The sequence below is a fragment of the Rhizobium phaseoli genome, assembly GCF_010668805.1.
Taxonomy (GTDB): Bacteria; Pseudomonadota; Alphaproteobacteria; order Rhizobiales; family Rhizobiaceae; genus Rhizobium; species Rhizobium phaseoli_A.
On the sequence record NZ_WUFT01000022.1, the window covers coordinates 1 to 25,591 of the forward strand.

Here is a 25,591-nt window from a genome sequence, read left to right on the forward strand (position 1 = left end):
GTCGGTCTGACGGTTGATTACCAGATCGTCGACAACTTCTACGCCAAGGCTTCGGTTCAGTACCTCGATCCGGAAGATGCTGACGACTCCACGACGGGCTACTTCCGCCTGCAGCGTTCGTTCTAATAGGCTTAGTGAATGTCCCCGGTTTTCGGACCGGGGGCACCTCAAATCAGTTTCTGATCCGAGTGACCTCCGATCAGCTACGGGGACGGGTCCGGTCTTCCCTGCCGGGCCGTCCTTGTAGCGTCTTTGACGCGCAGTCTTCAAGACAGTCTTTCAGCATAGACTTTACAGGTGAACCGAAGCGGCACATTGCGTATTGCAAGCCGGATTCTTGCCAGCACTGTTTCTCGAGACACTCCCTTTTTCCATTTTCAAGTGAACTATATTGATCGACAGCATCACCGCCGGGGCGGAGCTGTTGGTCCCTTGTCGTATTCGGTGTCGGGCTGGCTTGGCCGCAGCAAATCGCAGAGAGAAGATCCAATGCCGACAATGTGATTACAGCTTTGTTGGAGAGGCGATACAAGCTCGCATCCGCTTTATCTCAGCCGTGCCAGCAGCTTTTCGCCGGCCAACTCCCTGACGGCATCCTTGCCGATCCAGCGAGCGGTTTTATCAGAGCTTTCCGCCAAGGCCCTTGCGAGGGCCAGCGACGGTGCATGGCAGGCGACATTGCGCTTTCCGATGCTGCGCAGCGCCCAGTTCACCGCCTTGCGCACGAAGTTTCGGGGGTCACCGGAATGAACCTTGATCAGCGGCAGCCAGGCATGGATGGTGGCGTCGGGCTCGTTCTTGCGATGGACAGCGGCACCTGCAATCATGGCGAAGGCAGTGCGCCTGACGAATTCGCGCTCGTCGTCGGCGGATTTTGAGATGAGCGCGTCCAGCCCGGCCTCGACGAAGAGATCGGCTGCGCAATCGACGATCTCCCAAGACTTGAAATCATTGGCCCAGTTCCGGGCTTCTTCCGCCGTAAGCCGTTTCGGCTCGGCGGTGTAGAGGGAGAGCAGGCGGGCTTCGCGGATATCGCTTCGCCAGAGCTCGATCGCTCTGGCGTGATTCTTCTTCGCCAGTCTGGCAACCACCCTGATATCGGGATTGGAGATGCCGAGGGCGCGTGTGGAAACGATGCCGAAGCGCGCCATGCCGGCGATATTCTCCTCCGAACGCAGCGTTTCGAGATGCGCGATCAGTTCGGCGGCATCGGAGGAGGGGCCAATCATTTCTCAAGACGGGCGAGCAACGAGGATGTATCCCAGCGGTTGCCGCCCATCGCCTGGACGTCCCCGTAGAACTGGTCGACCACGGCAGTGACAGGCAGCTTGGCGCCGTTGCGGCGGGCTTCTGTGAGCACGATGCCGAGGTCCTTGCGCATCCAGTCGACCGCGAAGCCGAAATCATATTTGCCTGCGTTCATGGTCTTGTGGCGGTTTTCCATCTGCCAGGAGCCGGCCGCCCCTTTGGAGATCACCTCGACGACCTTCTCGATATCAAGGCCGGCTCGCTTGCCGAAATGCAACCCTTCGGCAAGTCCCTGGACGAGGCCGGCGATGCAGATCTGGTTGACCATCTTGGTCAGTTGGCCAGAGCCTGCCGGTCCCATCAAGCCGACCATGCGGGCATAGGCGTCGATGACGGGCCGGGCGCGTTCGAAGACGGCCTCGTCGCCACCGCACATGACGGTGAGGGCGCCATTTTCAGCGCCGGCTTGGCCGCCGGAGACGGGAGCGTCGATGAAATCGACGCCTTTCTCCTTTGCCACGGCATAAAGCTCGCGAGCGACTTCAGCGCTGGCGGTGGTGTTGTCGATCAACACCGAACCCGGCTTCATACCGTGCAGGGCGCCGTTTTCGCCAGATGTCACCGATCGGAGATCCTCATCATTGCCGACGCAGACGAAGACAAAATCGGCGCCAGTAGCAGCCTCGGCCGGCGTGGCCGCGGATCTGCCGGAGAATTTCTCGGCCCAGGCGACGGCCTTTTCGACTGTTCGATTGTAGACGGTGACATCGTGGCCGCCCTTCGTCTTCAGATGCCCTGCCATGGGAAAGCCCATGACGCCGAGACCGATGAATGCGACTTTAGCCATATGTCCTGTCCTTATCGGGAGTGAGAGGCCCCGAGGATTAACCGAAACGGGGGGAGCAGAAAAGCCGTGAAGGCGGAGTTCGTTCCGATAGTTGCATAGGAGGCTGGTCGCCGCTCGCTCAGGCCCTAGATGGGGATTAGGCAAAATGTTCCCGGAGGGGTGACATGAGCGAAATTCCGACAATCAAGCCGCGGCGCAAAGGCCGCAGTGGGATGCAGGCGATGCTGATTCCATCGCAGCAAATGGTGGCAGAGCAGATTAGTTCGGCGCAGGAAGGTGTTTTCACCGAGGTCGGCGTCCTTCGCCGCCGTCTCGCCACCCAATACGGAGCGGATGCCTGCTGTCCGGTCACCGTACAGCGGCATCTGCGTGCGATCGCCGATCTGTCTTTCTTCGCGCTGCAAAAGGGCGAGCCGGTTTCGACGGTCACACCCTATTGGCGCATGGTGGATCCGGCAAGCCTGCTGGCGGAGCGCCTTGCTGGCGGAGCCTATTTTATCCGCGAGCGGTTGGCCGCCGAACGTCGGGAGGGATAGCGGAATAAGGCCGCTTCAGCAGGCCCGTGTCGACGAGCGCCCGAACGGGAAAAATTATTCCCCTAAGCGGAGGACAATGCGAAATTGATATTGTCGATATAATTTATGGTCTATGCCAATATCGTGGCGATCGACGGTGACTATTGACGGCATCCGGCCGGCCGCCATCGATCGACAGGATATTCAGATGTTCCCGCGCAGACAAAGCCCCGGCATTCTTCCCGCCATGATCCTCCCAAGCATCCGTGCGGCTGCGATGGCAGGCAGGTCTGTACGTCGTCGCCTGCCAAGGGCCCAGCTTGACCGCGCGAGCTGATTTTCGAATTTAGCAGCAAAGGATTGTTTCCATGACCGCCACATCCGATCCCATCAATTTCCTCTGGTTCATCCCGACATCGGGCGACGGCACCTATCTCGGTTCCTCCGATCTCAACCGCGCGCCCGAGATCGGCTATCTCACGCAGATCGCCCAGGCTGTCGACCGGCTCGGCTATTCCGGCGTGCTGCTGCCGACAGGGGTTGCCTGCGAGGAATCCTTCGTGACGGCTGCGGCTCTCGCGGCCAAGACCGAGAAGCTGCAGTTCCTGGTGGCGATCCGCCCCGGCACGGCGTCGCCGGCTTATTACGCGCGTCTGGCGACGACGCTCGATCGCATCTCCAACGGCCGCCTGCTGCTCAATATCGTCGTCGGCGGCAGCCCGGCGGAGCTTGCCGGCGACGGAATCCATCTCGAACATGACGAGCGTTATGCCCATGCCGAGGAGTTTTTTACCGTCTTCGAGGAATTGCTGGACAAGGGCACGGCGAGCTTCGACGGCAAATACATCAAGGCGACCAATGCACGCCTGGGGTTTCCCTCAGTGCAGAACCCGCGCCCGCCGCTTTATTTTGGCGGGTCGTCGGATGCCGGCATCGATTTCTCGGTCGGCCGCGTCGACAAGTACCTGACGTGGGGCGAGCCGCCGGCACAGGTGGCCGAGAAGGTCGCCAAGGTGCGCAAGGCGGCCGCCGAGCGCGGCCGCGAGGTGAGCTTCGGCATCCGCCTGCACTTCATCGTGCGCGAAACCGACGAAGAGGCATGGGAGGCGGCGGAGCGGCTGATCCGCCACCTCGACGACGATACGATCCGCGAGGCGCAGGAGCGCTTCGTCCACGAATCCGACTCAGTCGGCCAGAAGCGCATGGCTGCCCTTCACGGCGGCCGGCGCGACAGGCTTGAAGTCTCGCCGAACCTCTGGGCCGGTGTCGGCCTAGTGCGGGCTGGTGCCGGCACGGCGCTTGTGGGGTCGCCGAAGACGGTTGCCGCGCGCCTTGCTGAATATCAGGAGATCGGCATCGATACGGTGATCGGCTCCGGCTATCCGCATCTCGAAGAAGCCTATCGCGTCGCCGAGCTGCTCTTCCCCGAGCTCGGTATCACCCGCGCACAGCAGCGCCTGGCGTTCAACAACGAATTCGGTGGCAAGCAGATCTTTGCAGGCGGCAGCCACGGCGGCAACCTGAAAGTTGTCTCCGGTTCCTGAGTTCCGACGCGACGCCGAACATGATATCGCCGGAAGCCGCTCGCGGCTTTTGGCATTTTTTGAGTGCGGCCATGCCCGGGGTCGGAGCGACTGATCGCGTAATCCTCGGTATTGATGATTGTCATTGTTTGAGATCTCGGCGCCATCCTGCCGGAATCGTCCTGGGGGCGCATAATCTAGCGAAACACGTCGACTTATAGCCGATGAGCTATGATGCGTTTCCTCACAGTCTTCCAGAACATCGTGTTCGCTGGCTGATTTATATCGACTAGGCTTGCTAATTCCTTTCGCTCTTCGTTTGCCTCTTGACCCACGTATGCCTCATTGGCTATGAATAAATCCATAGCTGAAGAGGTATGAATTCGAATGTCCGATACTCAAGACGCGCTCTTCAAAACGCTCGCTGATCCGACACGGCGGGCTCTTTTCGAGCGGCTGTGCCGCGAAGGAGAGAAGACGGTCGGGGCTCTGACGGCTCGGGCCGGGGTTTCGCAGCCGGTCGTCTCAAAACATCTCGGCATACTGAAGCAGGCCGGATTGGTGCGCGACCGCCACGAAGGGCGCCAGGCGCATTACAGCGCGCAGCTCGGCGCGCTGGCGCCACTGGTCGACTGGACGAGTGAGATGGCCGGGTTCTGGCAAAGCCGATTCAATGATCTCGAAGATTTGCTGAAAAGGATGGATCAATGACCGACACATCGACCGAAACACGCTCCGTCGTCATCGAAAGGGAAATCCCATTTGCCTCGGAGAAGATCTGGCGGGCGCTGACCCAGCCGCACCTGATCCAAGAATGGCTGATGAAGAGCGACTTCAAGCCGGTCGCCGACCACCGCTTCAAGTTCAGCGCCGATTGGGGTTCCGTCGACTGTAAGGTCCTGGAAGTCGAGCCGAACAAGACCCTGTCCTATAGCTGGGATGCCTATGGTCTCGAAAGCACCGTGACCTGGACTCTCACTCCGACCGGCACGGGCACGCACCTGCGCATGGAGCAGTCGGGGTTCCGGCCGGATCAGCGGCAGGCTTTTGGGGGCGCCAGGAGCGGGTGGACACAGTTCTTCGCAAATCTGGAGCAGGTGCTGGCGCGGACGGAGTAAGGCCGCTCATTCTCAATATCGTCGCGATGGTCCAGGAGAAAGCGACCAGGCTGGGTAGGTCCCTTGGCGCTGTTGCCGCTTGGCTGCTATTGCCGACCGGCCTTTACCTGTTCATGCTGCCTTATGCTACCAAATGGCGCGGCAGATAGGAGTGAAGGCAATGGAAGGCAAGACCTCCAATATCGCAGCGAAGGTCAGAAAGAAGACAGCCACTCAGCCGGCTGCGGCGGAGCCGAAGCTCCTCTCGGGAGGCAACCCGCAGATCGCCAAAGGTTATGGCGATGCTCCCGTGCAGGCCTATATCACTGCCATGCCGGGCTGGAAAAGCGCCGTCGGACGCCGTCTCGACGCGCTGATCATGCACACCGTGCCGGATGTGAACAAGGCGGTCAAATGGAACTCGCCCCTCTATGGCATCGAAGGGCAGGGCTGGTTTCTCAGCGTTCATTGCTTCACCAAATACGTCAAGCTGGCCTTCTTCCGGGGTACGTCGCTGCACCCTCTGCCGCCCGGCCATTCCAAGCAGAAGGAAGTGCGCTACCACGATATCCTCGAGGATGACGAAATCGACGAAGCCCAGCTTGCCGCCTGGGTGGAGCAGGCCAGCCGCTTGCCCGGCGAACGGATGTAACCAAACAGTACTCGATCGACGGGTGGGGGAACTATGAAGAAAGTGACAGCAGCCGTGAAGAAAAGCGATTCCGGAGAAGCAAGCGAGGGGCCGTCCCCTTCTCAGCTGATCGATGCGAAGATCGAGGAGCTGGGGGACTGGCGGGGCGAGAAGCTTGCCCAGGTCCGAATGCTGATCAAGCAGGCCGTGCCCGAGGTGCTTGAGGAATGGAAGTGGCGAGGAGTTCCCGTATGGGAGCGCGCCGGGATCATCTGCACCGGCGAGACTTACAAGAGCGTGGTGAAACTGACCTTCGCCAAGGGCGCCTCGCTGGACGATCCCAAGGGACTGTTCAACTCCAGCCTTGAAGGCAACACCCGGCGCGCCATCGATTTCCATCAAGGCGACACGATCGACGAGGAGGCACTGAAGGCGCTCTTTCGTGCCGCCGCAGCGCTGAACACGTCATCGAAGACTGCCGTCTCGCGGAAGAAATCAAGCGGCACATGAGGTTTCGCTAAAGCATGTCGCGCAAAAGTGTGCAGCGGTTCCGCGATAACGACTTGCGTAAAAACAAAGATCCAAAGCGCGAGGAGCGAATCTGAAAGATCGCGACGCGCTTTAATGGATCGGGTTCGCCTCGCGCTCGAGAAAGAGTTCGAGATTGTCGAGGCCGATCTCCGTGCCCTGGAGGCGGGCGCCGTTGTCGGCGTAGCCGTCGAGGAAGACTACCTGCTCGGTGAAGACCATTTTCGTGCCGTCGGGTTCGGCTTCGAAGGTGACGGTGGCGAGCGAGGCGGAGATGCGCCTTTCGCCGAGCTTCATCTCATAGGCATAGATGATACGGGTGTCAGGCACGATATCGATGAAGTGGGCGTCAAAAGCGTGCAGAAGCCCGTCCGTATCGGCGACATGGTTTCGCTCGGTACCGCCGGGACGGAAATCGAGCCCGTAATCCAGCGGCACCCATTCGCCGTGGCAGGCGAACCATTGGCGCTTGGCCTCCGGCGTCGACCAGGCGCGGAAGATACGGCCGACCGCTGCTTTCAGGCGGCGCTCGATGACGAGGGTGGCATGTTCGGCAGATCGTGTCGTCATTCGGAAAAGCTCTCCGGTTCTTCGGCGAGAAATTGATCCAGTCTGTCGAAGGTGGTTGCCCAGCGGCTCTTTCGCTGTTCCACCCAGCGCTCGACGGTGGCAAGCGCATCCTGCTGCAGGCGGTAGGTTCGAACCCTGCCGGATTTTTCCGAGAGCACGAGGCCGCTATGCTCCAGCACCTGCAGATGTTTCATTACCGTCGGCAAGGCAACCGCGAGCGGCGCGGCCAGCTCGGTGACCGAGGCCGGGCCGCGGCCGAGGCGATCGATCATGCCGCGGCGGCTGCGGTCGGAAAGCGCGTGGAACATCCGGTCGAGATCGGCCTGGCTTTCGATCATCCAGCTGTATCCCGGAAGCGGGCGGGCAACCGCTCTTTATAGGGGTAGAACTTGAAGTAGGGGCGGGCCTCGTCCAGTGCCCGTGCAAAGGAGGGGCGCGTCAGCAGCCGATCGTAATAGGCGCGAAGGTTCGGCTGCTCCGCTGAAAAAGGAACCAGCGTCTCGGCATAGAAGAGCGACGGGGCTGCAGCGCAATCGGCCATGGTGAAGCCGTCGCCCGCTATCCATAGTTTGTCGGCAAGCTGCTTTTCGATCATCGCATAGGCGGTGGCAAGTGTCGCCTTGGCGGCGGTCATCTCGATCTCATCCGCCGTCCCCTCGGGGCGCCGGCGATTGCTGACGAGTGTCTGCATCGGCGCCTGAACATAGTGGTCGAAGAAGCGGTCCCAGAGGCGGACCTGCAGCGCCCGGTCGATCTCAAGCGGCAGCAGGCGGACGGGGCCGGGATAATACTGCTCAAGATATTCGATGATGATCGACGTCTCGGGAATGGTGCTGTCGCGCGCCTCGTCCCGCAGCAGCGGCATCTTGCCGATCGGCCAGAAGCGGAAGAGATCGGAACGCGAGCTCTCGTCGGACAGATCGACGAGACGATTTTCGAAGGGCGTGCCGTTTTCATAAAGCGCGATCAGCACCTTGTGGCAGAAGGAGGCGAGCGGATGCCCATAGAACACGAGCGACATGCGGCAACCTTTCCTGTTGTGATAAACTTTACCGTTCGACTAAGTATCAGGTCGGCCGGCATAGCGCAACAAATAGTTTGCCAATCGCGCAAGTATCGTCGTCAGCCGATATATCTCGCGATGACCAGATGGCCGGGTGTCGGCTGGCCGTCTTCCATGCGTACGTTGATATCCGATATCTCGACCAGTTCGAAACCGGTGGCCGCCAGGCGTTCTTTTACATAGGCGTCGGCATGGGCGAAGCGCTGATGCGGACCGACCATGTAGGCACGGCCAGCGAGAGTGGCATGCGGCACGGTTTCCGAGGAGAAGATGAACAGGCCATCCGGGGTGAGGTTCTCGGCGGCGCCGAAGAATAGTGGTTCGAGCGCGCCGAGATAGGGCAGTACGTCGGTAGCGGTGATGATGTCGAAGGCGTCCTCGTCGTTGTCGTCGAGGAAATCCTCGACCTCGGCGACGAAGAGCGTCTCGTAGAGATCCTTCTCATGGGCAATCTCGACCATCTTCTCCGATAGGTCGATGCCGGTCATGTCGGCGCAGAGGTCGCGCAGTGCGCCGCCGGTCAGGCCCGTGCCGCAGCCGAGATCGAGCAGCCGCTTGAACGGTCCGAGCTTCAGCGCCTGCAGGCGCTGGCGCACCAGCATCGGCACGTGGTAGCCGAGCTGCTCGACAAGTACGTCCTCGAAAACCTCGGCATGCTGGTCGAACAGGGTCTCGACATAAGCGTCGGGCGCCCTGGCAGGAGTTTCGCCGCGGCCCATGGCGGCGATACGCACGGCGGCACCGCCGTGATCGTCGGGATCGATTGCCAGGACTTCCTCATAGGCTGCAACCGCCGCGTCGATATCGCCGGCCTTTTCCAGCGCCAGAGCGCGGTTATAGGCCTCGCCAAGGGCTTCTTCGTCGATCTTCTTTGCCATCGCGGTCCATCGTCCTTTTGTTTCAGGCATGCGTCTAAGGCGGCTTTCGAAGTTTTGCAATGGCGCGGCTGCGGGCGCAGAATGGGCGCAAAGAAGACCAAGGGAGGAAAACCATGAAATCGGAGCAAGAAAGGCCGTCATCGATACTTGAAGGAGAGGCTGCGCGGGCATTGCTGCTGCCTGGTACGCCAGGCGAGATCACCAACACGCTCAGCCATTATTACCGCGGTGAACTCGGGCGGATGACGAGTTGGCGCGACCGCATCGACCGAACGTCCAACTGGGCGATCACCGTGGTCGCGGCGCTGCTTTCGGTGTCGCTGTCGACGCCGACCTCGCATCACGGCGTGTTGCTGTTCGGGATGATGCTGGTCACGCTGCTTCTGATCATCGAAGCGCGGCGCTACCGCTTCTTCGACATCTACCGCGCCCGCATTCGGCAGATCGAGCGCTGCTATTTCGCGCAGATTTTGGCGCCGGAGGCGGGGGCCGGCAGAGAATGGGCCTCGGTGATCGCGAGCAGCCTGCGCAAACCGCGATTCCTGCTCAGCTATTGGGACGCAATGCACCGCCGGCTCAAACGGAACTATGGCTGGATGTATTCCATCCTGTTTCTCGCCTGGTGCCTGAAGATCTCGACGCCGAAATTGCAGACGGAGGGCATGCCGGCGCTACAGGCGCAATCCTGGACCTATGTCATCGACAATGCGGTGCTGGGGCCCATTCCCGGCCTTGCGGTCATCATCATCGTCGTCGTCTTCTACCTCGGCATCCTCGGTTTTGCGCTCCGCCCGGTCCGTGACCAAGGTGAATTCGGCCATGGCGAGGCACATGTCTGATCCTGCGCAGAGGCCGGATCAGTGCAGGATGAACTCTCCCTTCAGCGCCCGCCACTCGGTTGGCGAGATCAGCTTGCGGTGGACGTAGCGCACCGAATGCAGCGGTCCGTCGAGCTTTTCTTCCCAAAATTTGAGGAAGCCGCGCATTTCGGGAAAATCGGGGGCGAGATCATAATCCTGCCAGACATAGGTCTGTAGGATCGCCGGATGATCCGGAAGGTGGTAGAGGATCTGGGCGGTCGTCAGACCATAGCCCTTCAGTTGTTTTTCCATGTCCTTGTGCATCGTGTTCACTTCTCGTTCCCACTCGCGCGCTTATTAGCGCTAAGTGATATGGAAACATGCGAGTGGTTAACGAGAGCTTTACAGATGCTTCATAAAAGGACAATTGATTTTTAATATCAATAGATTAGCAGCATATGGCGGGGAGTGCTGCCACGTCGGTTCTGATGGATCCGCGCAGTGGTCCGAAAACCGCGAGACACCTTCGGAGAGGACGCGTCAGCGCTTGAGATGCCGGGTCAGGCGGCGCTCGATCCAGGCCCAAAGATGGCGCAGTGCCTCGACGATGACGAGGTAGAAGATCGCTGCCCAGAGATAGGTCTGGTAGTCGAAGGTGCGGGAGAAGGCGTAGCGGGTCTCGCCCATCAGGTCGAGCACGGTGATGATGGCGACGACCGCCGAGCCCTTGATCAGCAGGATGATCTCGTTGCCGTAAGGGCGAAGCGCGACGATGAGAGCCTGCGGCAGAATGATCTTGCGGAAGGCGATGAACCTGTGGATGCCGAGGGCCGCGGCTGCTTCGTGCTGGCCGTGCGGTACGCTTTCGATGGCGCCGCGCAGGATTTCCGCCTGGTAGGCCGCGGTATTGATGGTCATGGCAAAAAGGCCGCAATACCAAGCTTCGCGGAAGAACCACCAGATGCCGACGGCCTCAAGCTGCGGCCGGAATACGCCGAGGCCGTAATAGACCAGGAACAGTTGAGCCAGCAGCGGTGTGCCGCGGAAGAAATAGATGTAGCCGTAAGCGAGCGCATTCAGCATCCGGTTCTTCGACATGCGCGCCGCGGCAAGCGGCAGCGACAGAACTGCGCCGCAGATGACGGAAATGAAAACGAGGCTCAGCGTGACCCCAAGACCGTGGACATAGCGCGGTCCGTAGCGAGTAAATTTTTCCAGATCCCAGCCGTTGATGACGGAGATTACCAGCAGCGCGCCGAATACAACCCAGACGGCGACGAAGATATAGCCGGCCATACGCGCCGGCGTCATCGGCTTCATCACTTCGCGAGGTGCGGGTTGCGGCGGGATCAGCGTTTCGACGTAGCTCATCGGCGGATCTCCGAACGCCTGGCCCACCGCTCGACATAGACGAGCAGAAAGGAGGAGAGGATGGCGAGCACCAGATAGAGGCAGCAGGCCAGGCCATAGAAGAAGAAGGGTTCTTTGGTCACGCGCACGGCGACACTCGTCTGGCGCAGGATATCGGCAAGGCTGATGATCGAGACGTAGGAAGTATCCTTCAGCAGCACCATCCAGAGATTCGTCAGGCCCGGCAGCGCGATGCGCACGAGCTGCGGCAGGATGATCAGGCGCAACGTGCGGCCGCTATGCAGCCCAAGTGCATCGCCTGCCTCATATTGTCCCTTGGGAATGGCGCGAAAGGCTGAGAGCAATACTTCCGAACAATAGGCGGAGAAGACCACCGAAAGCGCGATGACGCCGGCGAGGAAGGCGTTGATCTCGACCGGCGGCCCGTCATACCCCACAAAGGTCAGCAGAGACTGGATCAGCATCTGCATGCCGTAATAGATGATGAAGAGCGTCAGAAGCTCCGGCAGGCCGCGAAAGATCGTCGTGTAGATGCCGGCCGCCAGCCGAAGCGATTTCTCTTCCGACTGCTGGCCGAGCGCCACCAGGAAGCCGATGGCGAGGCCGATCGGCAGGGTGACGATTGCCACCGAAACGGTGACCTGCAGGCCAAGGGCGATCTCGTCGCCCCAGCCGGTATCGCCACAGGCAAGGATCGTCGACTGACCTAGCCAGGTGAAGATGCCAACGGGTCCGCATAGCGGATCGAAAATGTGCACAAGTAAGCTCCAGAAGGAGCCAAGCGCGGAAAATAATCCGCCCATGCGATAATTCCCCTCACGGCTTTTGCCGTTTTGATCTTGCCATCTTTGTCAAACAAAAATGGCGGAAGAGCAAGCCTTCCGCCATTACCTTGATCGGCCAGATAGCGAATTTCTTATTCGCCGTAAACGTCGAAGTCGAAGTACTTGTCCTGGATCTTCTTGTACTCACCGCTGGCGCGGATCGCAGCGATCGCCGTGTTCAGTTTTTCCTTGAGCGGATCGCCCTTGCGGATGGCGATGCCTGCGCCGTTGCCGTTGATTTCCTTGTCGACCGGCAGGGTGGTCAGGATCTTGCAGCAGGCGCCGGCGTCGGATTTGACCCATTCGGAGAGAACGACGACGTCGTCGATGACGGCATCGACACGGCCGCTGGAGACGTCGAGCTTGTATTCGTCAGCAGTGGGGTAGAGCTTCAGTTCGGTGTCGGCCAGATGCTTCTCTGCATAGTTGGCGTGCGTCGTCGAGGTCTGCGCGCCGATCACCTTGCCCTTGAGGCCGGCAACGTCGGTAATCGTCGAATCCTTCGGCACGGCGATGGCCGGCGGGGTGTTGTAGTACTTGTTGGAGAAATCGACGAGCTTCAGACGCTCCGGTGTGATCGACATGGAGGAAACGATCATGTCGAACTTCTTGGCGTTGAGCGCCGGGATGATGCCGTCCCAGTCGGTGCTGACGAAGGAGCAATCGGCCTTCATCTCAGCGCAGAGCGCCTTGGTGATGTCGATGTCGAAGCCCTGGATCGTGCCGCTGGCATCGACGAATTCGAAGGGTGGGTAGGTCGAATCGGTGCCGATCACATACTTTTCGCCATCGGCCATGGCCGAGCCGGCGAAAAGGGACATCGCCGCGATCGAGGCTGCCGCGAAAATACGGGTGGAGATATGCATGAGGATCCTCTCTGTTGGTAGCCGCCGCTGTTTTTCTCGTGGGCTGACGGCCGCAATTCAACGGTACCTAGACCGCCTTGCCGCGATAATCAGACTTTTTTTGATGGAATTGCAACACAAATCCCATCGCAATTGGGCGGTGCAAATCGCAGGCGACATGAACGCCGGCAGACTGCAACATTCACGCGAGGTTAATCCGCGGCTTCCTAGAACCGGAACAAATCGGCGGCTCGGCGATTGCCATTCCGCCTCAATGCAAAGCTAGGGGCGGAACCAGGGCCTATCGGCCTTTAAGAAGCTCAAACAGGATCGAGGAAACCCGATGGGCATGAAATCAAAATTGTTCGCAAGCGCGGCTTTTCCGTTGCTTTCCCTTTCGCTGGCGTTCCAGCCGGCATCGGCAATGGCTGCCGTGCGCGACGTCGCGACGCAGGCTCCGGCCGTACGGCAAGTCGAACAGGGCAGCTTCGAGGTGGCGCAGGACGCGCCTTCCGAAGAGGAATTGCTGAAGAAGAAGCACAAACAGAAGGAGGAAGCTCCGGCCGAACAAGCACCGGCCGCCGAGCAACCGAAGGAGGCGCCTGCCGAAAAGCCGAAGGCTGAGCGGAAGGAGGCGCCGGCGCCCGAACCCAAGGCAGAGCCGGAACCGCCGAAGGCCGAAGCCGCGCCGAAGGCAGAGCCCGCGCCGCAAGCCGAAAGCAAGCCAGAGCGAAAGCCCAAGCAGGAAGCCCAGCCCGAGGCAAAGCCGGAAGCCGAGCCGCAGCAGGAGCAGCCGGTAACGCAGGAGAAGCCGAGGAAGCCGAAGAAGCAGGCAGAGCCGGAGGCCCAGCCGCAACCCGAACAGCAGCCAGCGGCAAAGGAAGCGCAGTCGCAGACGGAGCAGGCGCAGCCGGAAGCCAAGCCGGACGGCGGCAAGCGTGACAAGGCCCATGGCAAAGGCAAGGGCAAGGCCGAGACGGCGGCTCCCGAGGCCCTGACGCCGCCCGTGGAAGAAGCCAAACCCGAAGTCAAGCCGGAGGCAAAACCCGCTGCCGAGGCGCCGGCCGAGAAAAAGCCGACAAAGGGCGAGACGGCTGCGCCCGCAGACAAGTCGAATGCAGACAAGACGAATGCAGACAAGGCGGGCCAGGAGAAGGCGCCTGGAGATAAGCCTGCCGAAGTGAAAGCGCCCGAAGACAAGGCGGCGGCTCCGGAGGCCGCACCCGCGGAAAAGCCGAAGGACGGCACTGCAGCCAAGCCTGCCGGTGAACAGCCCGCCGGCGAGCAGCCGGCCGCGCCCGCGACCGGCACTGCCCAGCCGCTGCCGGATGCCAGCGGTGGCCAGGAGGTCAAGCAGGCCATTCCGGCGCCGGAAAAGGCTTCGCCCGAAGAGCTGGAGCGCCGCAAGAAGATTGCTGCAGACCCGGCCAAGAGCAACGAGACCGTCGTACTGCCGGTCGAAAACGGTGCGGCCGTGCTCGACAGCGACAAGGATGCCGACCGCAGCAAGGGCCGGGAAGGCCGCCGCGATCGCGACAAGCAGCGCGCCGATAGCCAGGAGGTGAAGGTGCCGACCTCGGATGCCGACGCGCAGGCCGTCAGTGGTGCCAAGGCGCCGGCGCCGGTCAAGCTCGAGGCGGTAACCAGCGAGAAGGGCAGGAAGCTCGACGAGCGGCCGCAATTCGTCCGTCCCGACGGTGCACGCTTCGACGACCGCAGCGACGATAGCCGTGTGATCATCCAATACGACAACCGGGTGATCGTGCGCGGCGACGACGACAGACGGTTCCGGCGCGACGGCGAACGGCCGACCTATGAAGAGCTGTCGGGCGACCGCTACCGCGAGACGATCACACGGCCGGAAGGCTATCGCATCGTCACGATCCGCAACCGCTATGGCGACATTATCCAGCGGTCGCGTGTCGATGCCCGCGGACGCGAGAATGTGCTCTACTACTCCCAGGAACTCTATGACGATCCGGACCGCGATTATTTCGAGGATCCGGGCGCCGACCTGCCGCCGATGCGGCTGCGCGTGCCGCTCGACGACTATATCATCGACACCCGCAGCGATCCGAATCGGGACTACTATGAGTTCCTGAGCGAGCCGCCGGTCGAGCCGGTCGAGCGTGTCTATTCGCTCGACGAGGTGAAGTATTCGGCGCGTATCCGTGATAAGGTGCGCCGCATCGACCTCGACACGATCACCTTCGCGACCGGCAGTGCCGATATCCCGATGACCCAGGCGCGGACGTTGCGCAAGGTTGCCGACGCGATTAGCCAGGTGCTCAAGAAGGATCCGAGCGAGACCTTCCTGATCGAAGGTCATACCGATGCGGTCGGCTCCGACCAGAGCAACCTCATCCTCTCCGACCAACGGGCGGAATCAGTCGCCAACGTGCTCTCCGACGTTTACGGCATCCCGCCGGAGAACCTGGCGACGCAGGGTTACGGCGAACAATATCTGAAGGTCAACACGACAGACCCTGAACAGGAAAACCGCCGCGTCACCATCCGCCGCGTCACGGCGCTGGTTAGGCCGGTCGCTGCCAAGTAAACGCTGTTGCCCCTCTCTGGGAATGGAGAGGGGCACTCGGTTGTCTGTCTTTTTCTGCCCGGCGGACTGGGCGAAGCATCCTGCCGGTTTTACTGGCCCGCTTTCCTGGCCGCGTTTTCGATGATGTCGGCGACCTTCGCTGCTTGGGATGCGAAGACGGCGTGGCTGGCCTTGATCTCGGTCACTTCACTGCCGGCGCGTTTTGCCATGTCGAGCTCCAGCTCGGGATTGATAGAGCGATCCTGGGTGGCGACGATCGACCAACTCGGTTTCGTGCGCCATGCCGGGTCTGTGATCTTGGCGGAAAACGCCTGCTTGGCGGCGAAGACCTGTGACTTGGCCATGAAATCAGCCTCGGCTTGCGGAAGGTCGGCTGCGAAATCCGCATCAAAGACGCCCGGATCGAGATAGAGATATTTGCCGTCCTTGGTTTCCCTTATATCCATACTGCCGGCGGGCTTCGAACTGGCGAGGCTCAGCACGCTTTCACCCTTGTCGGGCTGAAACGCTGCGACATAGACGAGGCCCGCGACATTGGGATCGTTGCCGGCTTCGGTAATGACCATGCCGCCATAGCTGTGGCCGACGAGCAGGCTCGGTCCGTCTTGGAGGTCGAGAACCCGCTTCGTCGCCGCCACATCGTCGTCGAGCGAGGTGATGGGCTCCTGGACGATGGTGACCTTGAAGCCCCGCTTTTCGAGAATCTCGGTCGCCTTGCGCCATCCCGAACCATCGGCGAGCGCGCCGTGGACGATCACGATGTTCTTGACCGCGGCAGCCTCCGCCGCAAAGGCGATGCCGGTGGTGGCGAAGGCAAGGGCTGCCGTGAAAATGAGACGTCTATTCATGCGTGTTACTCTTTGGGTAATGTTACGTTCCGGATTCAGCCGAAGGTGAAGGCGTAGGCTTGGACGCTAGGGTCGAGGAAGCGGATCTCGAAGTTGCGGGCGACGACGGGGCCGGACTGGCGGATGAGTTGGTAAAGCCTGGTTGCGCTCACCACGCCGTTGCCGTCGGCATCGATGTCGGAGCCGTGGTCCGCTCCAGGCGCCTTGCCATCGACCGTGACCTGGAAGCGGATCGGTTTGCCGCCGGCGCCAGGCCCGAGAACGAGATGCAGGTCGCGGGCGCTGAAGCGATAGGTGATGCCGCCGCCGGCCTGATCAAGCGTCGCCTGATCGCGGCCGACGATCCAGGTTCCCGACAGGCCCCAGCCATTGAGGCCGGGTTCGGAGATCGAATAGCTTTGTGTGGCGTCGGCCTGCAGCCCTTCCGGAGAGGCGAAATTTGCCGCCTGTGCGTAGCCGAGATAGGTTTCGCCGGAGCGGATATTGCCAAGGTCAGGGCCTGCTTCCGCACCCTTGGCATCCGGCGCGACCGGCGCGCTTGCAGTCGTCTGGCTGCCGGCCTCGCGCAGCAGGTCCTGAATGGCCTTCTCGGTCGCGCCATAATTGCCTTCGCCGAAATGGTGGTAGCGGATCTGGCCCTTGGCATCGATCAGATAGGCGGCGGGCCAGTAACTGTTATCGAAAGCGCGCCAGATTTTGTAGTCGTTGTCGATGGCGACGGGATAGCCGATCTTGAAGTCACTGAGCGCTTTCTTGACGTTGTCGACCTTCTTCTCGAAGGCAAATTCCGGGGCGTGGACGCCGATCACTACGAGGCCTTGGTCCGCATATTTTTCCGCCCAGGCCCTGACATAGGGGATGGTGCGAATGCAGTTGATGCAGGAATAAGTCCAGAAGTCGACGAGCACCACTTTGCCCCGCAACTGCTCGGTGGTCAGAGGTTTGGAGTTCAGCCATTCGACCGCGCCGCCGAACGAAGGTGTATGACCTTCAACCGGCAGATCGCTGCGGAAGGGCTTCGTAGCATCGGCAGCAGTGATCGTCGCGTCATTGCTCGCCACCTCGGAGGATCCGAGCGGCTTTGCATGCAGCCGGTCGAGCACGGCCTGTTCCAGCGATGCGGTGCTGGCGTAGGAGAAGCGGGCCAGCAGGCTGGTGTCGAGGCCAAGGGCGATGACGGCGACGCCGGCGAGTACCGCAGCGCCGAGGACTTGGCGAATCCGATCGCCGACGCCGAGCGAACGCTTCATCGCGGTAAAGATCTTTCCGCCGACGAGCAGGGCGACGGCGAGCGAGCTTGCGGCGCCGGCGGCGTAGGCTGCCAGCAGGAAGGTCGTCTGCAGGTTGGCGCCCTGCAAGGCGGCGCCGGTGAGAACAAGGCCGAGGATCGGGCCGGCGCAGGGCGCCCAGAGCAGGCCGGTGGCGACCCCGAGGATGACGGCGCTCTTGACCGTCGGCGCGGTGCGGCCACTGCTGCTGGCGTTCACCAGATTGTTGCCGAGATCGACGATCGGCCGGGCAAGGGTGCTTGCAAAGCGCGGCGATAGCAGGCTTGCGCCAAAGAGCGCCAGCAGGACGATTGCGGCCAGGCGGCCATATTCGTTGGCGCGGATGGCCCAGCTGCCGCCGACGGCGGCCAGCGTGGCGACCAGCGCGAAGGTGGCGGCCATGCCGGCCAGCATCGGCAGCGTGCTCCTGACAAAAGGCTGTCCGGCACGGGCGAAGACGAAGGGGAGGATGGGGAGGATGCACGGGCTGAGGATCGTCAGCGCGCCTCCGAGATAGGCAATGATCAGAAGTGTCATCATCGTTTCCTTTGAAACCGATTGATCGGGCTCTGGACGGCGATGGGCCTGAACCAGCAACGGTTGGGATATGGCCGGGCGGAGGTATCCCGGATGTGTCCGGTTTTGCGGGGAAATGTACCGAAGTGTTGCCGACGGGTGATGGCGATACAGAGCGACACAAACTGACGTCGCGGCGACCAGTCGTCGCCGATGCATGCTTTACCCGGAAGCTGCGATTGTATCAGACTGTGTCGCGGCGGCCGGAAACTACATCAGCTTTCAAAAGCCGGCGGCTTGGGACATACCGGTGATACAAGTGGAATGTCTTTTGAGTGTGTGAACAGTCGACAGGAGAGACCGATGTCAGAGCAAATCAACCATCACCGCCGCCGTTTCTTCGGCATGACGGCAGTCGCGCTTGCGGCGGTCGAATTGGGCGTGGCCGGCAAGGCCGCCGCGCAGTCGGCTGCCGCAACCTTGCCTGCGGTGAAGGCCGGAACCAACACATCTTTCGAAGCGCTGAAGCAGGTGAATGCCGGGGTGCTGGATATCGGCTATGCCGAGGCGGGCAAGGCGGATGGCCCGGTCGTGCTGCTGCTGCACGGCTGGCCTTACGACATTTATAGTTTCGTCGACGTCGCGCCGCTGCTTGTCTCGGCAGGCTACCGGGTGATCGTGCCTTATCTGCGCGGCTACGGCACGACACGGTTTCTGGACCAGGCAACGGCGCGCAACGGTCAGCCCTCGGCGCTGGCTGCCGATATGATTGCGCTGCTCGATGCGCTCGATATCGAGAAGGCGGTGATTGCCGGCTATGACTGGGGCGGGCGGACGGCCAACATTATGGCGGCATTGTGGCCGGAGCGCTGCAAGGCGATGGTGTCGGTGAGCGGCTATCTGATCGGTAGTCAGGAGGCCAACAAGAAGCCGCTGCCGCCGAAGGCCGAGCTTTCATGGTGGTATCAGTTCTATTTTGCAACCGAGCGTGGGCGTGAGGGTTATAAAAGCAACACCCATGATTTCGCAAAGCTCATCTGGCAGACGGCGTCGCCGAAGTGGAATTTCGACGATACGACCTTCGACAGATCGGCAGCCGCCTTCGACAATCCCGACCATGTCGAAATCGTCATTCACAATTACCGCTGGCGCCTCGGACTTGTCGAAGGCGAGCCCAAGTATGATGACTACGAGACGAGGCTTGCTGCGCTGCCGATGATTTCGGTGCCGACGATCACCATGGAGGGGGATGCAAACGGCGCGCCGCATCCGCAGCCTTCCGCCTATGCCGGAAAGTTTTCCGGCAAATACGAGCATCGCACGATCAGTGGCGGCATCGGTCACAACCTGCCGCAGGAAGCGCCGCAGGCCTTCGCCCAGGCGGTCGTCGACGTCGACCGCTTTTGATCGACGCCGCTGCCGGCGCGTTGCTCCGGCCGGCGGAATATGCGTAGGTCGCGTCAGCCACCTCGATCATCGGGGTGGAGGGCGCGGCCGCTTGTATCGGTAAGGGTAGGGTAAAATGGATCATGTCGATCACATCCTGGTCGTCGACGACGATCGTGAAATCCGTGAGCTGGTATCGAGCTATCTGCAGAAGAATGGCCTGAGGACCAGTGTGGCGGCAGACGGGCGGCAGATGCGCAGCTTTGTCGACGCCAATGCCGTCGACCTGATCGTGCTCGACGTGATGATGCCCGGCGACGACGGGCTGGTGCTCTGCCGCGAACTGCGGGCGGGGCGGCACAAGGCGATCCCGATCCTGATGCTGACGGCCCGCACCGACGAGATGGACAGGGTTCTCGGGCTGGAGATGGGCGCCGACGACTATCTTGCCAAGCCTTTTGCGGCACGCGAGCTTCTTGCCCGCATCAAGGCAGTGCTGCGGCGCACGCGGATGCTGCCGCCCAACCTGCAGATCAGCGAGGCGGGGCAGTTGCTGAGCTTCGGCGACTGGCGGCTCGACACGGTCGGCCGGCATCTTCTCGACAAGGAGGGAACGGCAATTGGACTCAGCGGCGCCGAATACCGTCTGCTCCGCGTCTTCATCGACCATCCGCAGCGTGTGCTCAATCGCGACCAGCTTCTCAGCCTGACGCAGGGCCGCGACGCCGATCTTTTCGATCGTTCGATCGATCTGCTGGTCAGCCGCCTGCGGCAGCGGCTCGGCGACGATGCACGCGAACCGATCTACATCAAGACGGTGCGCAGTGAAGGTTACGTGTTTTCGGTTCCGGTCGAAATCTCGGAGCCGCGTCAATGAGGGTGGTGATCCCTTTGCTTTCGGGCTCGATGTGGCCTAAGACGTTGCGATCGCGGATCTTCCTCATCCTGCTGGTCGGTCTCGCTCTAGCCTACGGGTTGTCGTTCAGCGTGCTCTATATGGAGCGCACCATGTCGGCCAAAGCGGTGATGCTCGGCACGCTGGAGAATGACGTCGCAACGTCGATTGCCGTTCTCGACCGGCTTCCGCCGGGCGAACGCGGCGATCTCCTCGACCGGCTGAGCCGCGGCAACTACCGCTTCGTGCTCGGACCTGGGCTTCCGGGCGTGCCGGACACATCGAGCAAGGGGGCGGAGATCGCAGGCAAGATAGAGGAAGCGATCGGGCATCGCTTTCCGATCCGGATCGAACGGATTCCGGGCGAGGTGAACCGGTTGCAGGCGCATCTGACGCTGAGCGACGGAAGCCCACTGACGATCGACGTCACGCCGAAGGGCGTCATGCCGATCGCCGCATGGCTGCCCTATGTCTTCGCCGTCCAGATGGCGCTGCTCATCCTCTGCACGTGGTTTGCAGTGCGCCAGGCGATCCGTCCGCTCGGCGCGCTTGCCGCTGCCGCCGATGCTCTCGATCCCAACAAGGATGGCTCGGCCTTGAGCGAAGCGGGGCCGAGCGAGGTCGCGCATGCGGCACGCGCCTTCAACGCGATGCGGGAGAGGATCGCCCATTACCTCGAAGAGCGGGTACAGATATTGGCGGCTATCTCGCATGACCTGCAGACGCCGATCACCCGCATGCGGTTGCGCGCCGACATGGCGGAGGACTCTCCTGAGAAGGACAAGCTGGTGCATGATCTCGGCGAGATTCAGCGCCTTGTTCAGGACGGTATTGCGTATGCACGGAGTGCCCATGGCAGCGGCGAGAAGAATGCCCGCATCGATCTCGCCTCGTTTGTCGACAGCATAGCCTACGACTATCAGGACACCGGAAAGGCGGTGACGGTCGTCGGCCTAGTCCAGGGCGCGGCCTTCACCAAGCCGCACGCCCTTCGGCGCATCCTGTCGAACTTCATCGACAATGCGTTGAAGTTTGCCGGGGCTGCCGAGATCAGCGTCGGGCGCAGCACTGAGAACGAAATCGTCATCACCGTAATGGATCGCGGCCCCGGCATTCCCGACGATATGCTCGAAGCCGCCATGCAGCCCTTCTTCCGGTTGGAGCATTCCCGCAACCGGGAGACCGGCGGCACCGGCCTCGGTCTTGCAATCGCCCAGCAGCTGACGGGCAAGATCGGCGGATCGCTTCGGCTCTACAATCGCGCTGGCGGCGGGTTGGCAGCGGAAGTCACCCTCCGGTGATGACTGCAGCCGCCGGAAGTTTTCCGGCGGTTTTGTACGGGAAGATGTCCTGGATAGCGGATGCTACGTTTTGTGACATTTCGACCGATTTCGGAAACATGGCGGATATATCAGCCGGTCAAACCACACTCCGTCAACCCGGTCGCCAGAAGCGACCACTCGCGTAAAGCGAGGCAAACAGGAGTGTTTCCATGACCAAGATCGACAAGGTTCTCTATACCGGCAAGACTCGCACCACCGGCGGACGCGATGGCGCGTCGCAGAGCGACGACGGAGAGCTGGATATCAAGCTCTCGCCGCCCGGCAGCGCGCGGCCCGGCACCAATCCCGAACAGCTGTTCGCAGCCGGCTGGTCGGCCTGCTTCATCGGCGCGATCGGCATTGCCGCGGGCAAGCTGAAGGTCAGGCTTCCGGCCGAGACCGCCGTGAATGCCGAAGTCGATCTCGGGGCGACCGACGGGGACTATTTCCTGCAGGCCCGGCTCAAGGTCAGCCTGCCTGGTATCGAAGTCGACGTCGCCAAGGCATTGGTGGATGAGGCGCACCGGACCTGCCCCTATTCGAAGGCGACGCGCGGCAATATCGATGTCGAATTGACCATTGCCTGACGGATCGATTGCTCCGCCGAAAGCAAACAGGACGAGGCCGATCGGCCTCGCCGATGGAGGATTTGATGAAGTTGATGATCATCTGCATTCTGGGAGCGGTGGTCTTCGCCGCGCCCTGCATCTACGACATACGCTCGCAGGAGCCGTCGCCGCTTGCGGGCCTGATGACGGCGGCATCCGCGGTTTCCCTTTCAGGCCACCAGGGAGAAAGACTGTGAAACTCTATCAGAACGAAATTTCCTCGGCGACATCGAGAGTCCGGATCGCGCTCGCTCTCAAGGGAATGACGGCGGAAGCGCTGCCGGTGACCATTCTCGGCGAAGAGGCCGAGAGCCGGCAGGCCGGATATCGCAGCATCAATCCGCAGGGGCTGGTACCGGCCTTGCTGACGGATAGTGGTGTGCTCATCACCCAATCGCTGGCGATCATCGAATATCTCGAGGAGATCCAGCCGGAACCGCCGCTCTTGCCCGAGACGGCGGAGAGCAGGGCGCTGGCGCGGTCGATCGCGCTTGCGGTCGCAGCCGAGATCCATGCGCTGCTGCCGCCGCGGATCGGCCTGCATCTGCGCGCGGCCTTTCAGGCCGATGCCGATGCGATTGCCGCCTGGAGCCGTCATTGGGTCGGCGAGGGAATGGCCGCTGTGGAGAAGATGATCGCCGGCCGCAGAGAGGGTATCTTCGCAGTCGGAGATCGGCCCGGTATTGCCGATATTTTTCTCTTCCCGCAGGCAATCAGCGCCCGGCGCATGGGCTTCGACCTCGCCCAATGGCCTCATATCGCGGAGATTATCGTGAGGCTTGAGGCGATACCGGCTTTCCAGGACAATGCACCGGCACTGAGACGATGACGCGATTTGTGAAGAAACGGCCACAAACGATTGCAGCCGCTTCAGTTTGTCGATTCTCATTTTTTACTCCTCGTCATCCTCGGCCTTATGCCGAGGATCTGCACCCTATTGACCGGCTGCAGATGCTCGGGACAAGCCCGAGCATGACGAGAAGGATGACATCGCTGCTCAGCGGTTGACCCTTGCCTGCAGATGGGCGGGATAACGATCGCCTTCCACCTTGATCGTGGCGAGCGCGCTTTCGATGCTGCCAAGATCCTCTGCCGTCAGCTCGACCTCGGCGGCCTGGATGTTCTCCTCAAGGCGATGCAGCTTGGTGGTGCCGGGGATCGGCACGATCCAGGGTTTTTGCGCTAGCAGCCAGGCGAGCGCCACCTGGGCTGGTGTGGCCTGCTTGCGTGTGGCGATCTCAGCGAGGAGATCGACGAGCGCCTGGTTGGCTTTGCGCGCCTCCTGAGAAAAGCGCGGCACGATGTTGCGGAAGTCCTTGCTGTCGAAGGTTGTGGTTTCGGTGATCGCGCCGGTGAGGAAGCCTTTGCCGAGCGGGCTGAACGGAACGAAACCGATGCCGAGTTCTTCGAGCGACGGCAGGATTTCCTGCTCGGGTTCGCGCCACCATAGCGAATATTCGCTCTGCAGCGCCGTTACCGGCTGGACGGCATGGGCGCGGCGGATCGTCCGAGCGCCGGCTTCAGAGAGACCGAAATGCCGGACCTTGCCTTCTGAAATCAGCGCCTTGACGGTGCCGGCGACATCCTCGATCGGGACATCGGGATCGACGCGATGCTGATAGAACAGATCGATGACATCGGTCTTCAAACGCTTCAGCGCCTGGTCTGCCACCGCGCGGATCTGCTCCGGGCGGCTGTTCATGCCGCTCTGGCCGCCATTGGCATCGAAGTTGAAGCCGAATTTCGTGGCGATCACGACCTCGTTGCGGAAGGGGGCGAGCGCCTCTCCCAGAAGCTCTTCGTTCTTGTAGGGGCCATAGGCCTCGGCGGTATCGAAGAAAGTCACGCCGCGTTCGAAGGCCCGCCGGATCAGCGCGGTCGCCTCCTGGATATCGGTCGCCGGGCCATAACCATAACTCAACCCCATGCAGCCGAGACCGATGGCAGAGACTTGAAGTCCGCTCTTTCCGAGTTCACGCTTCTGCATAGTCGTTTCCTTTCCTAATCTTGATATTGCGCGTCGGTGACGTGCTCCATCCAGTCGACCACCTTGCCGTCGAGCTGTTCCTGGATGGCGATGTGGGTCATCGCGGTCGTCGGCGATGCGCCGTGCCAATGGCGTTCGCCGGGTGAGAACCAGACGACGTCGCCGGCGCGGATCTCTTCGATGGGGCCGCCGTCACGCTGGACGCGGCCGCAGCCGGAGGTGACGATCAACGTCTGGCCGAGCGGATGGGTGTGCCAGGCGGTGCGGGCGCCGGGTTCGAAGGTGACGCTGGCGCCGGCGGTGCGGGCGGGGCTGGTCACCGCGAACAACGGGTCGACGCGCACGCTGCCGGTAAACCAGTCGGCTGGTCCCTTGGCCGAAGGCTGCGAACCGCTTCGTTTGATGTCCATCTTATCTTCCTTTCAAATATTGGAGGGTGGACAGGCCGGTCGGCGGGCCGGGCGTCTGCCTGCGATGGAAGCTATTTAGCGCGTGAGCCGAGTGGCGATAAGATGCTATAAACGGCATGGACCCATGAGAAAGTTTCATAAATGCCGCGCCCTGCTGTGAACGACCTGATCGCCTTCCTCGCGGTTGCGCGCGCCCAGAGTTTTACCAAGGCGGCGGGCAAGCTCGGTGTTTCGCAGTCGGCGCTCAGCCACACCATTCGCGGGCTTGAGGAGCGGCTTGGGCTGCGATTGCTGACACGGACGACGCGCAGCGTCTCACCGACGGAGGCGGGCGAACGCCTGCTCGTCTCCATCGGACCGCGGCTGGATGAGATCGAGAGCGAGCTCGCTGCCTTGAGCGCGTTCCGCGAGAAGCCGGCGGGCACCATCCGCATCAATGCCGGCGAACATGCGGCCAATGCGGTTCTCTGGCCCGCTTTGCAAAAGCTTCTGCCTGATTATCCCGATATCCATGTCGAGATCATTGTCGACTACGGCCTGACCGACATCGTCGCGGAACGGTACGATGCGGGGGTGCGGCTGGGAGAACAGGTCGCAAAGGATATGATTGCGGTGCGCATCGGCCCCGACATGCGCATGGCCGTGGTCGGCGCCCCCGCCTATTTCGACAACAGGGCGACGCCGCTGACGCCGCAGGAACTGACCGATCACAATTGCATCAATCTGCGCCTGCCGACCTATGGCAGCGTTTATGCCTGGGAGTTCGAGAAGGACGGGCACGAGCTCAGGGTTCGCGTCGAGGGACAGTTGGTCTTCAACAATATAGCGCTGCGGCTGAACGCGGTGCTGGCAGGGTTGGGGCTGGCATATCTGCCGGAGGATGCCGTGCAGGCGCATCTTGCCGATGGGCGGCTGGTGCGGGTGCTCGAGGACTGGTGCCCGCCGTTTCCCGGCTACCATCTCTACTATCCGAGCCGCCGGCATGCGTCGCCGGCATTTGCCCTCGTCGTCGATGCGCTTCGCTATCGAGGGTAGAAGCCGATATTTTCAGGTC

Annotated in this window: 30 protein-coding genes; 16 read left to right on the plus strand and 14 right to left on the minus strand. The window is 61.6% G+C overall.

All coding sequences use genetic code 11. The features are described from left to right. A partial coding sequence (locus GR197_RS26545) for a porin (protein WP_204330138.1) occupies positions 1-126 on the plus strand: 126 nt, incomplete at its 5' end. Positions 127-545: 419 nt separating this feature from the next. Here the strand turns inward: GR197_RS26545 and GR197_RS26550 are convergent. Both GR197_RS26550 and GR197_RS26555 read right to left on the minus strand, forming a co-directional pair. Beyond that, positions 546-1,229, minus strand: coding sequence for a DNA alkylation repair protein (locus tag GR197_RS26550; protein WP_164015016.1), 684 nt, complete (start codon positions 1,227-1,229; stop codon positions 546-548). Continuing rightward, positions 1,226-2,095: an NAD(P)-dependent oxidoreductase gene (locus tag GR197_RS26555; RefSeq protein WP_164015018.1), complete on the minus strand. Its 870-nt coding sequence runs from the start codon at positions 2,093-2,095 to the stop codon at positions 1,226-1,228. The genes GR197_RS26550 and GR197_RS26555 overlap by 4 nt, the downstream gene beginning before the upstream one ends. Before the next feature lie 164 nt (positions 2,096-2,259). Between GR197_RS26555 and GR197_RS26560 the strand changes: the two genes are divergently transcribed. The 6 genes from GR197_RS26560 (at position 2,260) to GR197_RS26585 (ending at position 6,371) form a co-directional block, all read left to right on the plus strand. After that, the gene (locus GR197_RS26560; RefSeq protein WP_164015020.1) at positions 2,260-2,631 is read left to right on the plus strand and encodes a hypothetical protein; all 372 of its coding nucleotides are present in this window, start codon (positions 2,260-2,262) and stop codon (positions 2,629-2,631) included. Positions 2,632-2,978: 347 nt separating this feature from the next. After that, complete coding sequence (ssuD, locus tag GR197_RS26565; RefSeq protein WP_164015022.1) at positions 2,979-4,154, plus strand: FMNH2-dependent alkanesulfonate monooxygenase; 1,176 nt, start codon at positions 2,979-2,981, stop codon at positions 4,152-4,154. 366 nt (positions 4,155-4,520) lie between these two features. Then, a complete protein-coding gene (locus GR197_RS26570; protein WP_164015024.1) occupies positions 4,521-4,844 on the plus strand; it encodes an ArsR/SmtB family transcription factor in 324 nt (107 codons plus the stop codon). Beyond that, entirely contained in the window at positions 4,841-5,251 is a 411-nt protein-coding gene (locus tag GR197_RS26575; RefSeq protein WP_164015026.1) for an SRPBCC family protein, read from the plus strand. The genes GR197_RS26570 and GR197_RS26575 overlap by 4 nt, the downstream gene beginning before the upstream one ends. A gap of 160 nt (positions 5,252-5,411) precedes the next feature. Further along, the gene (locus tag GR197_RS26580) at positions 5,412-5,882 is read left to right on the plus strand and encodes a DUF1801 domain-containing protein (RefSeq protein ID WP_164015028.1); all 471 of its coding nucleotides are present in this window, start codon (positions 5,412-5,414) and stop codon (positions 5,880-5,882) included. 33 nt (positions 5,883-5,915) lie between these two features. Next, positions 5,916-6,371: a DUF1801 domain-containing protein gene (locus GR197_RS26585; RefSeq protein ID WP_164015030.1), complete on the plus strand. Its 456-nt coding sequence runs from the start codon at positions 5,916-5,918 to the stop codon at positions 6,369-6,371. Positions 6,372-6,482: 111 nt separating this feature from the next. On the opposite strand, the gene GR197_RS26590 is transcribed toward GR197_RS26585, so the two are convergent. The 4 genes from GR197_RS26590 to GR197_RS26605 all read right to left on the minus strand — a co-directional run bounded on the left by GR197_RS26590 (position 6,483) and on the right by GR197_RS26605 (position 8,900). Then, positions 6,483-6,959, minus strand: a complete 477-nt coding sequence (locus tag GR197_RS26590) for an SRPBCC family protein (protein WP_164015031.1) — start codon at positions 6,957-6,959, stop codon at positions 6,483-6,485. Then, positions 6,956-7,297 carry an ArsR/SmtB family transcription factor gene (locus GR197_RS26595; protein ID WP_164015033.1) on the minus strand — a complete coding sequence of 114 codons (342 nt, stop codon included), beginning with the start codon at positions 7,295-7,297 and terminating at the stop codon, positions 6,956-6,958. Before GR197_RS26595 ends, GR197_RS26590 begins: the two co-directional genes overlap by 4 nt. Then, on the minus strand, positions 7,294-7,980 hold the full coding sequence (locus GR197_RS26600) for a glutathione S-transferase family protein (RefSeq protein ID WP_164015035.1): 687 nt from the start codon (positions 7,978-7,980) through the stop codon (positions 7,294-7,296). Before GR197_RS26600 ends, GR197_RS26595 begins: the two co-directional genes overlap by 4 nt. A 101-nt stretch (positions 7,981-8,081) precedes the next feature. Beyond that, entirely contained in the window at positions 8,082-8,900 is an 819-nt protein-coding gene (locus GR197_RS26605) for a methyltransferase domain-containing protein (RefSeq protein WP_164015037.1), read from the minus strand. Positions 8,901-9,013: 113 nt separating this feature from the next. On the opposite strand from GR197_RS26605, the gene GR197_RS26610 reads away from it, so the two are divergent. Further along, entirely contained in the window at positions 9,014-9,739 is a 726-nt protein-coding gene (locus tag GR197_RS26610; RefSeq protein WP_164015039.1) for a DUF2270 domain-containing protein, read from the plus strand. Positions 9,740-9,757: 18 nt separating this feature from the next. Here the strand turns inward: GR197_RS26610 and GR197_RS26615 are convergent, their stop codons facing one another. The 4 genes from GR197_RS26615 to GR197_RS26630 all read right to left on the minus strand — a co-directional run bounded on the left by GR197_RS26615 (position 9,758) and on the right by GR197_RS26630 (position 12,761). Further along, positions 9,758-10,024, minus strand: coding sequence for an usg protein (locus tag GR197_RS26615; RefSeq protein WP_164015171.1), 267 nt, complete (start codon positions 10,022-10,024; stop codon positions 9,758-9,760). A 216-nt stretch (positions 10,025-10,240) separates the two neighbouring features. Beyond that, positions 10,241-11,071: an ABC transporter permease gene (locus tag GR197_RS26620; protein WP_164015041.1), complete on the minus strand. Its 831-nt coding sequence runs from the start codon at positions 11,069-11,071 to the stop codon at positions 10,241-10,243. Beyond that, a complete protein-coding gene (locus GR197_RS26625) occupies positions 11,068-11,874 on the minus strand; it encodes an ABC transporter permease (RefSeq protein WP_164015043.1) in 807 nt (268 codons plus the stop codon). The genes GR197_RS26620 and GR197_RS26625 overlap by 4 nt, the downstream gene beginning before the upstream one ends. 113 nt (positions 11,875-11,987) lie before the next feature. Next, the gene (locus tag GR197_RS26630) at positions 11,988-12,761 is read right to left on the minus strand and encodes a transporter substrate-binding domain-containing protein (protein ID WP_164015045.1); all 774 of its coding nucleotides are present in this window, start codon (positions 12,759-12,761) and stop codon (positions 11,988-11,990) included. A 322-nt stretch (positions 12,762-13,083) separates the two neighbouring features. On the opposite strand from GR197_RS26630, the gene GR197_RS26635 reads away from it, so the two are divergent. Further along, a complete protein-coding gene (locus tag GR197_RS26635) occupies positions 13,084-15,297 on the plus strand; it encodes an OmpA family protein (RefSeq protein ID WP_164015047.1) in 2,214 nt (737 codons plus the stop codon). 89 nt (positions 15,298-15,386) lie between these two features. Here the strand turns inward: GR197_RS26635 and GR197_RS26640 are convergent, their stop codons facing one another. Both GR197_RS26640 and GR197_RS26645 read right to left on the minus strand, forming a co-directional pair. After that, on the minus strand, positions 15,387-16,145 hold the full coding sequence (locus GR197_RS26640; RefSeq protein WP_164015049.1) for an alpha/beta hydrolase: 759 nt from the start codon (positions 16,143-16,145) through the stop codon (positions 15,387-15,389). Between the two features lie 35 nt (positions 16,146-16,180). Further along, on the minus strand, positions 16,181-17,950 hold the full coding sequence (locus GR197_RS26645) for a cytochrome c biogenesis protein DipZ (RefSeq protein WP_164015051.1): 1,770 nt from the start codon (positions 17,948-17,950) through the stop codon (positions 16,181-16,183). 342 nt (positions 17,951-18,292) lie between these two features. Between GR197_RS26645 and GR197_RS26650 the strand changes: the two genes are divergently transcribed. From GR197_RS26650 to maiA, 6 genes are all read left to right on the plus strand, one after another. Beyond that, positions 18,293-19,336 carry an alpha/beta fold hydrolase gene (locus GR197_RS26650; protein ID WP_164015053.1) on the plus strand — a complete coding sequence of 348 codons (1,044 nt, stop codon included), beginning with the start codon at positions 18,293-18,295 and terminating at the stop codon, positions 19,334-19,336. 115 nt (positions 19,337-19,451) lie between these two features. Continuing rightward, on the plus strand, positions 19,452-20,192 hold the full coding sequence (locus GR197_RS26655; protein ID WP_164015055.1) for a response regulator: 741 nt from the start codon (positions 19,452-19,454) through the stop codon (positions 20,190-20,192). Further along, entirely contained in the window at positions 20,189-21,511 is a 1,323-nt protein-coding gene (locus GR197_RS26660) for a sensor histidine kinase (RefSeq protein WP_164015058.1), read from the plus strand. The genes GR197_RS26655 and GR197_RS26660 overlap by 4 nt, the downstream gene beginning before the upstream one ends. A gap of 191 nt (positions 21,512-21,702) precedes the next feature. After that, positions 21,703-22,119, plus strand: a complete 417-nt coding sequence (locus GR197_RS26665; RefSeq protein WP_164015059.1) for an organic hydroperoxide resistance protein — start codon at positions 21,703-21,705, stop codon at positions 22,117-22,119. A gap of 65 nt (positions 22,120-22,184) precedes the next feature. After that, on the plus strand, positions 22,185-22,337 hold the full coding sequence (locus tag GR197_RS32130; protein ID WP_204330404.1) for a hypothetical protein: 153 nt from the start codon (positions 22,185-22,187) through the stop codon (positions 22,335-22,337). Then, positions 22,334-22,969: a maleylacetoacetate isomerase gene (maiA, locus tag GR197_RS26670; RefSeq protein WP_164015061.1), complete on the plus strand. Its 636-nt coding sequence runs from the start codon at positions 22,334-22,336 to the stop codon at positions 22,967-22,969. The genes GR197_RS32130 and maiA overlap by 4 nt, the downstream gene beginning before the upstream one ends. 168 nt (positions 22,970-23,137) lie before the next feature. Here maiA and GR197_RS26675 read toward each other — a convergent pair whose 3' ends face one another. Beyond that, positions 23,138-24,127, minus strand: coding sequence for an aldo/keto reductase (locus GR197_RS26675; RefSeq protein WP_164015063.1), 990 nt, complete (start codon positions 24,125-24,127; stop codon positions 23,138-23,140). A 14-nt stretch (positions 24,128-24,141) separates the two neighbouring features. Further along, positions 24,142-24,537, minus strand: coding sequence for a (R)-mandelonitrile lyase (locus GR197_RS26680; RefSeq protein ID WP_164015065.1), 396 nt, complete (start codon positions 24,535-24,537; stop codon positions 24,142-24,144). 141 nt (positions 24,538-24,678) lie between these two features. Between GR197_RS26680 and GR197_RS26685 the strand changes: the two genes are divergently transcribed. Next, entirely contained in the window at positions 24,679-25,572 is an 894-nt protein-coding gene (locus tag GR197_RS26685; protein ID WP_164015067.1) for a LysR family transcriptional regulator, read from the plus strand. Positions 25,573-25,591 lie beyond the last annotated feature (19 nt).

Excerpts from the sequence above, each read along its gene's own strand:
- GR197_RS26550 (WP_164015016.1), bottom strand. The coding sequence starts at position 1,229 with ATGATTGGCCCCTCCTCCGATGCCGCCGAACTGATCGCGCATCTCGAA.
- GR197_RS26555 (WP_164015018.1), bottom strand. The coding sequence starts at position 2,095 with ATGGCTAAAGTCGCATTCATCGGTCTCGGCGTCATGGGCTTTCCCATG.
- GR197_RS26560 (WP_164015020.1), top strand. The coding sequence starts at position 2,260 with ATGAGCGAAATTCCGACAATCAAGCCGCGGCGCAAAGGCCGCAGTGGG.
- ssuD (WP_164015022.1), top strand. The coding sequence starts at position 2,979 with ATGACCGCCACATCCGATCCCATCAATTTCCTCTGGTTCATCCCGACA.
- GR197_RS26570 (WP_164015024.1), top strand. The coding sequence starts at position 4,521 with ATGTCCGATACTCAAGACGCGCTCTTCAAAACGCTCGCTGATCCGACA.
- GR197_RS26575 (WP_164015026.1), top strand. The coding sequence starts at position 4,841 with ATGACCGACACATCGACCGAAACACGCTCCGTCGTCATCGAAAGGGAA.
- GR197_RS26580 (WP_164015028.1), top strand. The coding sequence starts at position 5,412 with ATGGAAGGCAAGACCTCCAATATCGCAGCGAAGGTCAGAAAGAAGACA.
- GR197_RS26585 (WP_164015030.1), top strand. The coding sequence starts at position 5,916 with ATGAAGAAAGTGACAGCAGCCGTGAAGAAAAGCGATTCCGGAGAAGCA.
- GR197_RS26590 (WP_164015031.1), bottom strand. The coding sequence starts at position 6,959 with ATGACGACACGATCTGCCGAACATGCCACCCTCGTCATCGAGCGCCGC.
- GR197_RS26595 (WP_164015033.1), bottom strand. The coding sequence starts at position 7,297 with ATGATCGAAAGCCAGGCCGATCTCGACCGGATGTTCCACGCGCTTTCC.
- GR197_RS26600 (WP_164015035.1), bottom strand. The coding sequence starts at position 7,980 with ATGTCGCTCGTGTTCTATGGGCATCCGCTCGCCTCCTTCTGCCACAAG.
- GR197_RS26605 (WP_164015037.1), bottom strand. The coding sequence starts at position 8,900 with ATGGCAAAGAAGATCGACGAAGAAGCCCTTGGCGAGGCCTATAACCGC.
- GR197_RS26610 (WP_164015039.1), top strand. The coding sequence starts at position 9,014 with ATGAAATCGGAGCAAGAAAGGCCGTCATCGATACTTGAAGGAGAGGCT.
- GR197_RS26615 (WP_164015171.1), bottom strand. The coding sequence starts at position 10,024 with ATGCACAAGGACATGGAAAAACAACTGAAGGGCTATGGTCTGACGACC.
- GR197_RS26620 (WP_164015041.1), bottom strand. The coding sequence starts at position 11,071 with ATGAGCTACGTCGAAACGCTGATCCCGCCGCAACCCGCACCTCGCGAA.
- GR197_RS26625 (WP_164015043.1), bottom strand. The coding sequence starts at position 11,874 with ATGGGCGGATTATTTTCCGCGCTTGGCTCCTTCTGGAGCTTACTTGTG.
- GR197_RS26630 (WP_164015045.1), bottom strand. The coding sequence starts at position 12,761 with ATGCATATCTCCACCCGTATTTTCGCGGCAGCCTCGATCGCGGCGATG.
- GR197_RS26635 (WP_164015047.1), top strand. The coding sequence starts at position 13,084 with ATGGGCATGAAATCAAAATTGTTCGCAAGCGCGGCTTTTCCGTTGCTT.
- GR197_RS26640 (WP_164015049.1), bottom strand. The coding sequence starts at position 16,145 with ATGAATAGACGTCTCATTTTCACGGCAGCCCTTGCCTTCGCCACCACC.
- GR197_RS26645 (WP_164015051.1), bottom strand. The coding sequence starts at position 17,950 with ATGACACTTCTGATCATTGCCTATCTCGGAGGCGCGCTGACGATCCTC.
- GR197_RS26650 (WP_164015053.1), top strand. The coding sequence starts at position 18,293 with ATGTCAGAGCAAATCAACCATCACCGCCGCCGTTTCTTCGGCATGACG.
- GR197_RS26655 (WP_164015055.1), top strand. The coding sequence starts at position 19,452 with ATGGATCATGTCGATCACATCCTGGTCGTCGACGACGATCGTGAAATC.
- GR197_RS26660 (WP_164015058.1), top strand. The coding sequence starts at position 20,189 with ATGAGGGTGGTGATCCCTTTGCTTTCGGGCTCGATGTGGCCTAAGACG.
- GR197_RS26665 (WP_164015059.1), top strand. The coding sequence starts at position 21,703 with ATGACCAAGATCGACAAGGTTCTCTATACCGGCAAGACTCGCACCACC.
- GR197_RS32130 (WP_204330404.1), top strand. The coding sequence starts at position 22,185 with ATGAAGTTGATGATCATCTGCATTCTGGGAGCGGTGGTCTTCGCCGCG.
- GR197_RS26675 (WP_164015063.1), bottom strand. The coding sequence starts at position 24,127 with ATGCAGAAGCGTGAACTCGGAAAGAGCGGACTTCAAGTCTCTGCCATC.
- GR197_RS26680 (WP_164015065.1), bottom strand. The coding sequence starts at position 24,537 with ATGGACATCAAACGAAGCGGTTCGCAGCCTTCGGCCAAGGGACCAGCC.
- GR197_RS26685 (WP_164015067.1), top strand. The coding sequence starts at position 24,679 with ATGCCGCGCCCTGCTGTGAACGACCTGATCGCCTTCCTCGCGGTTGCG.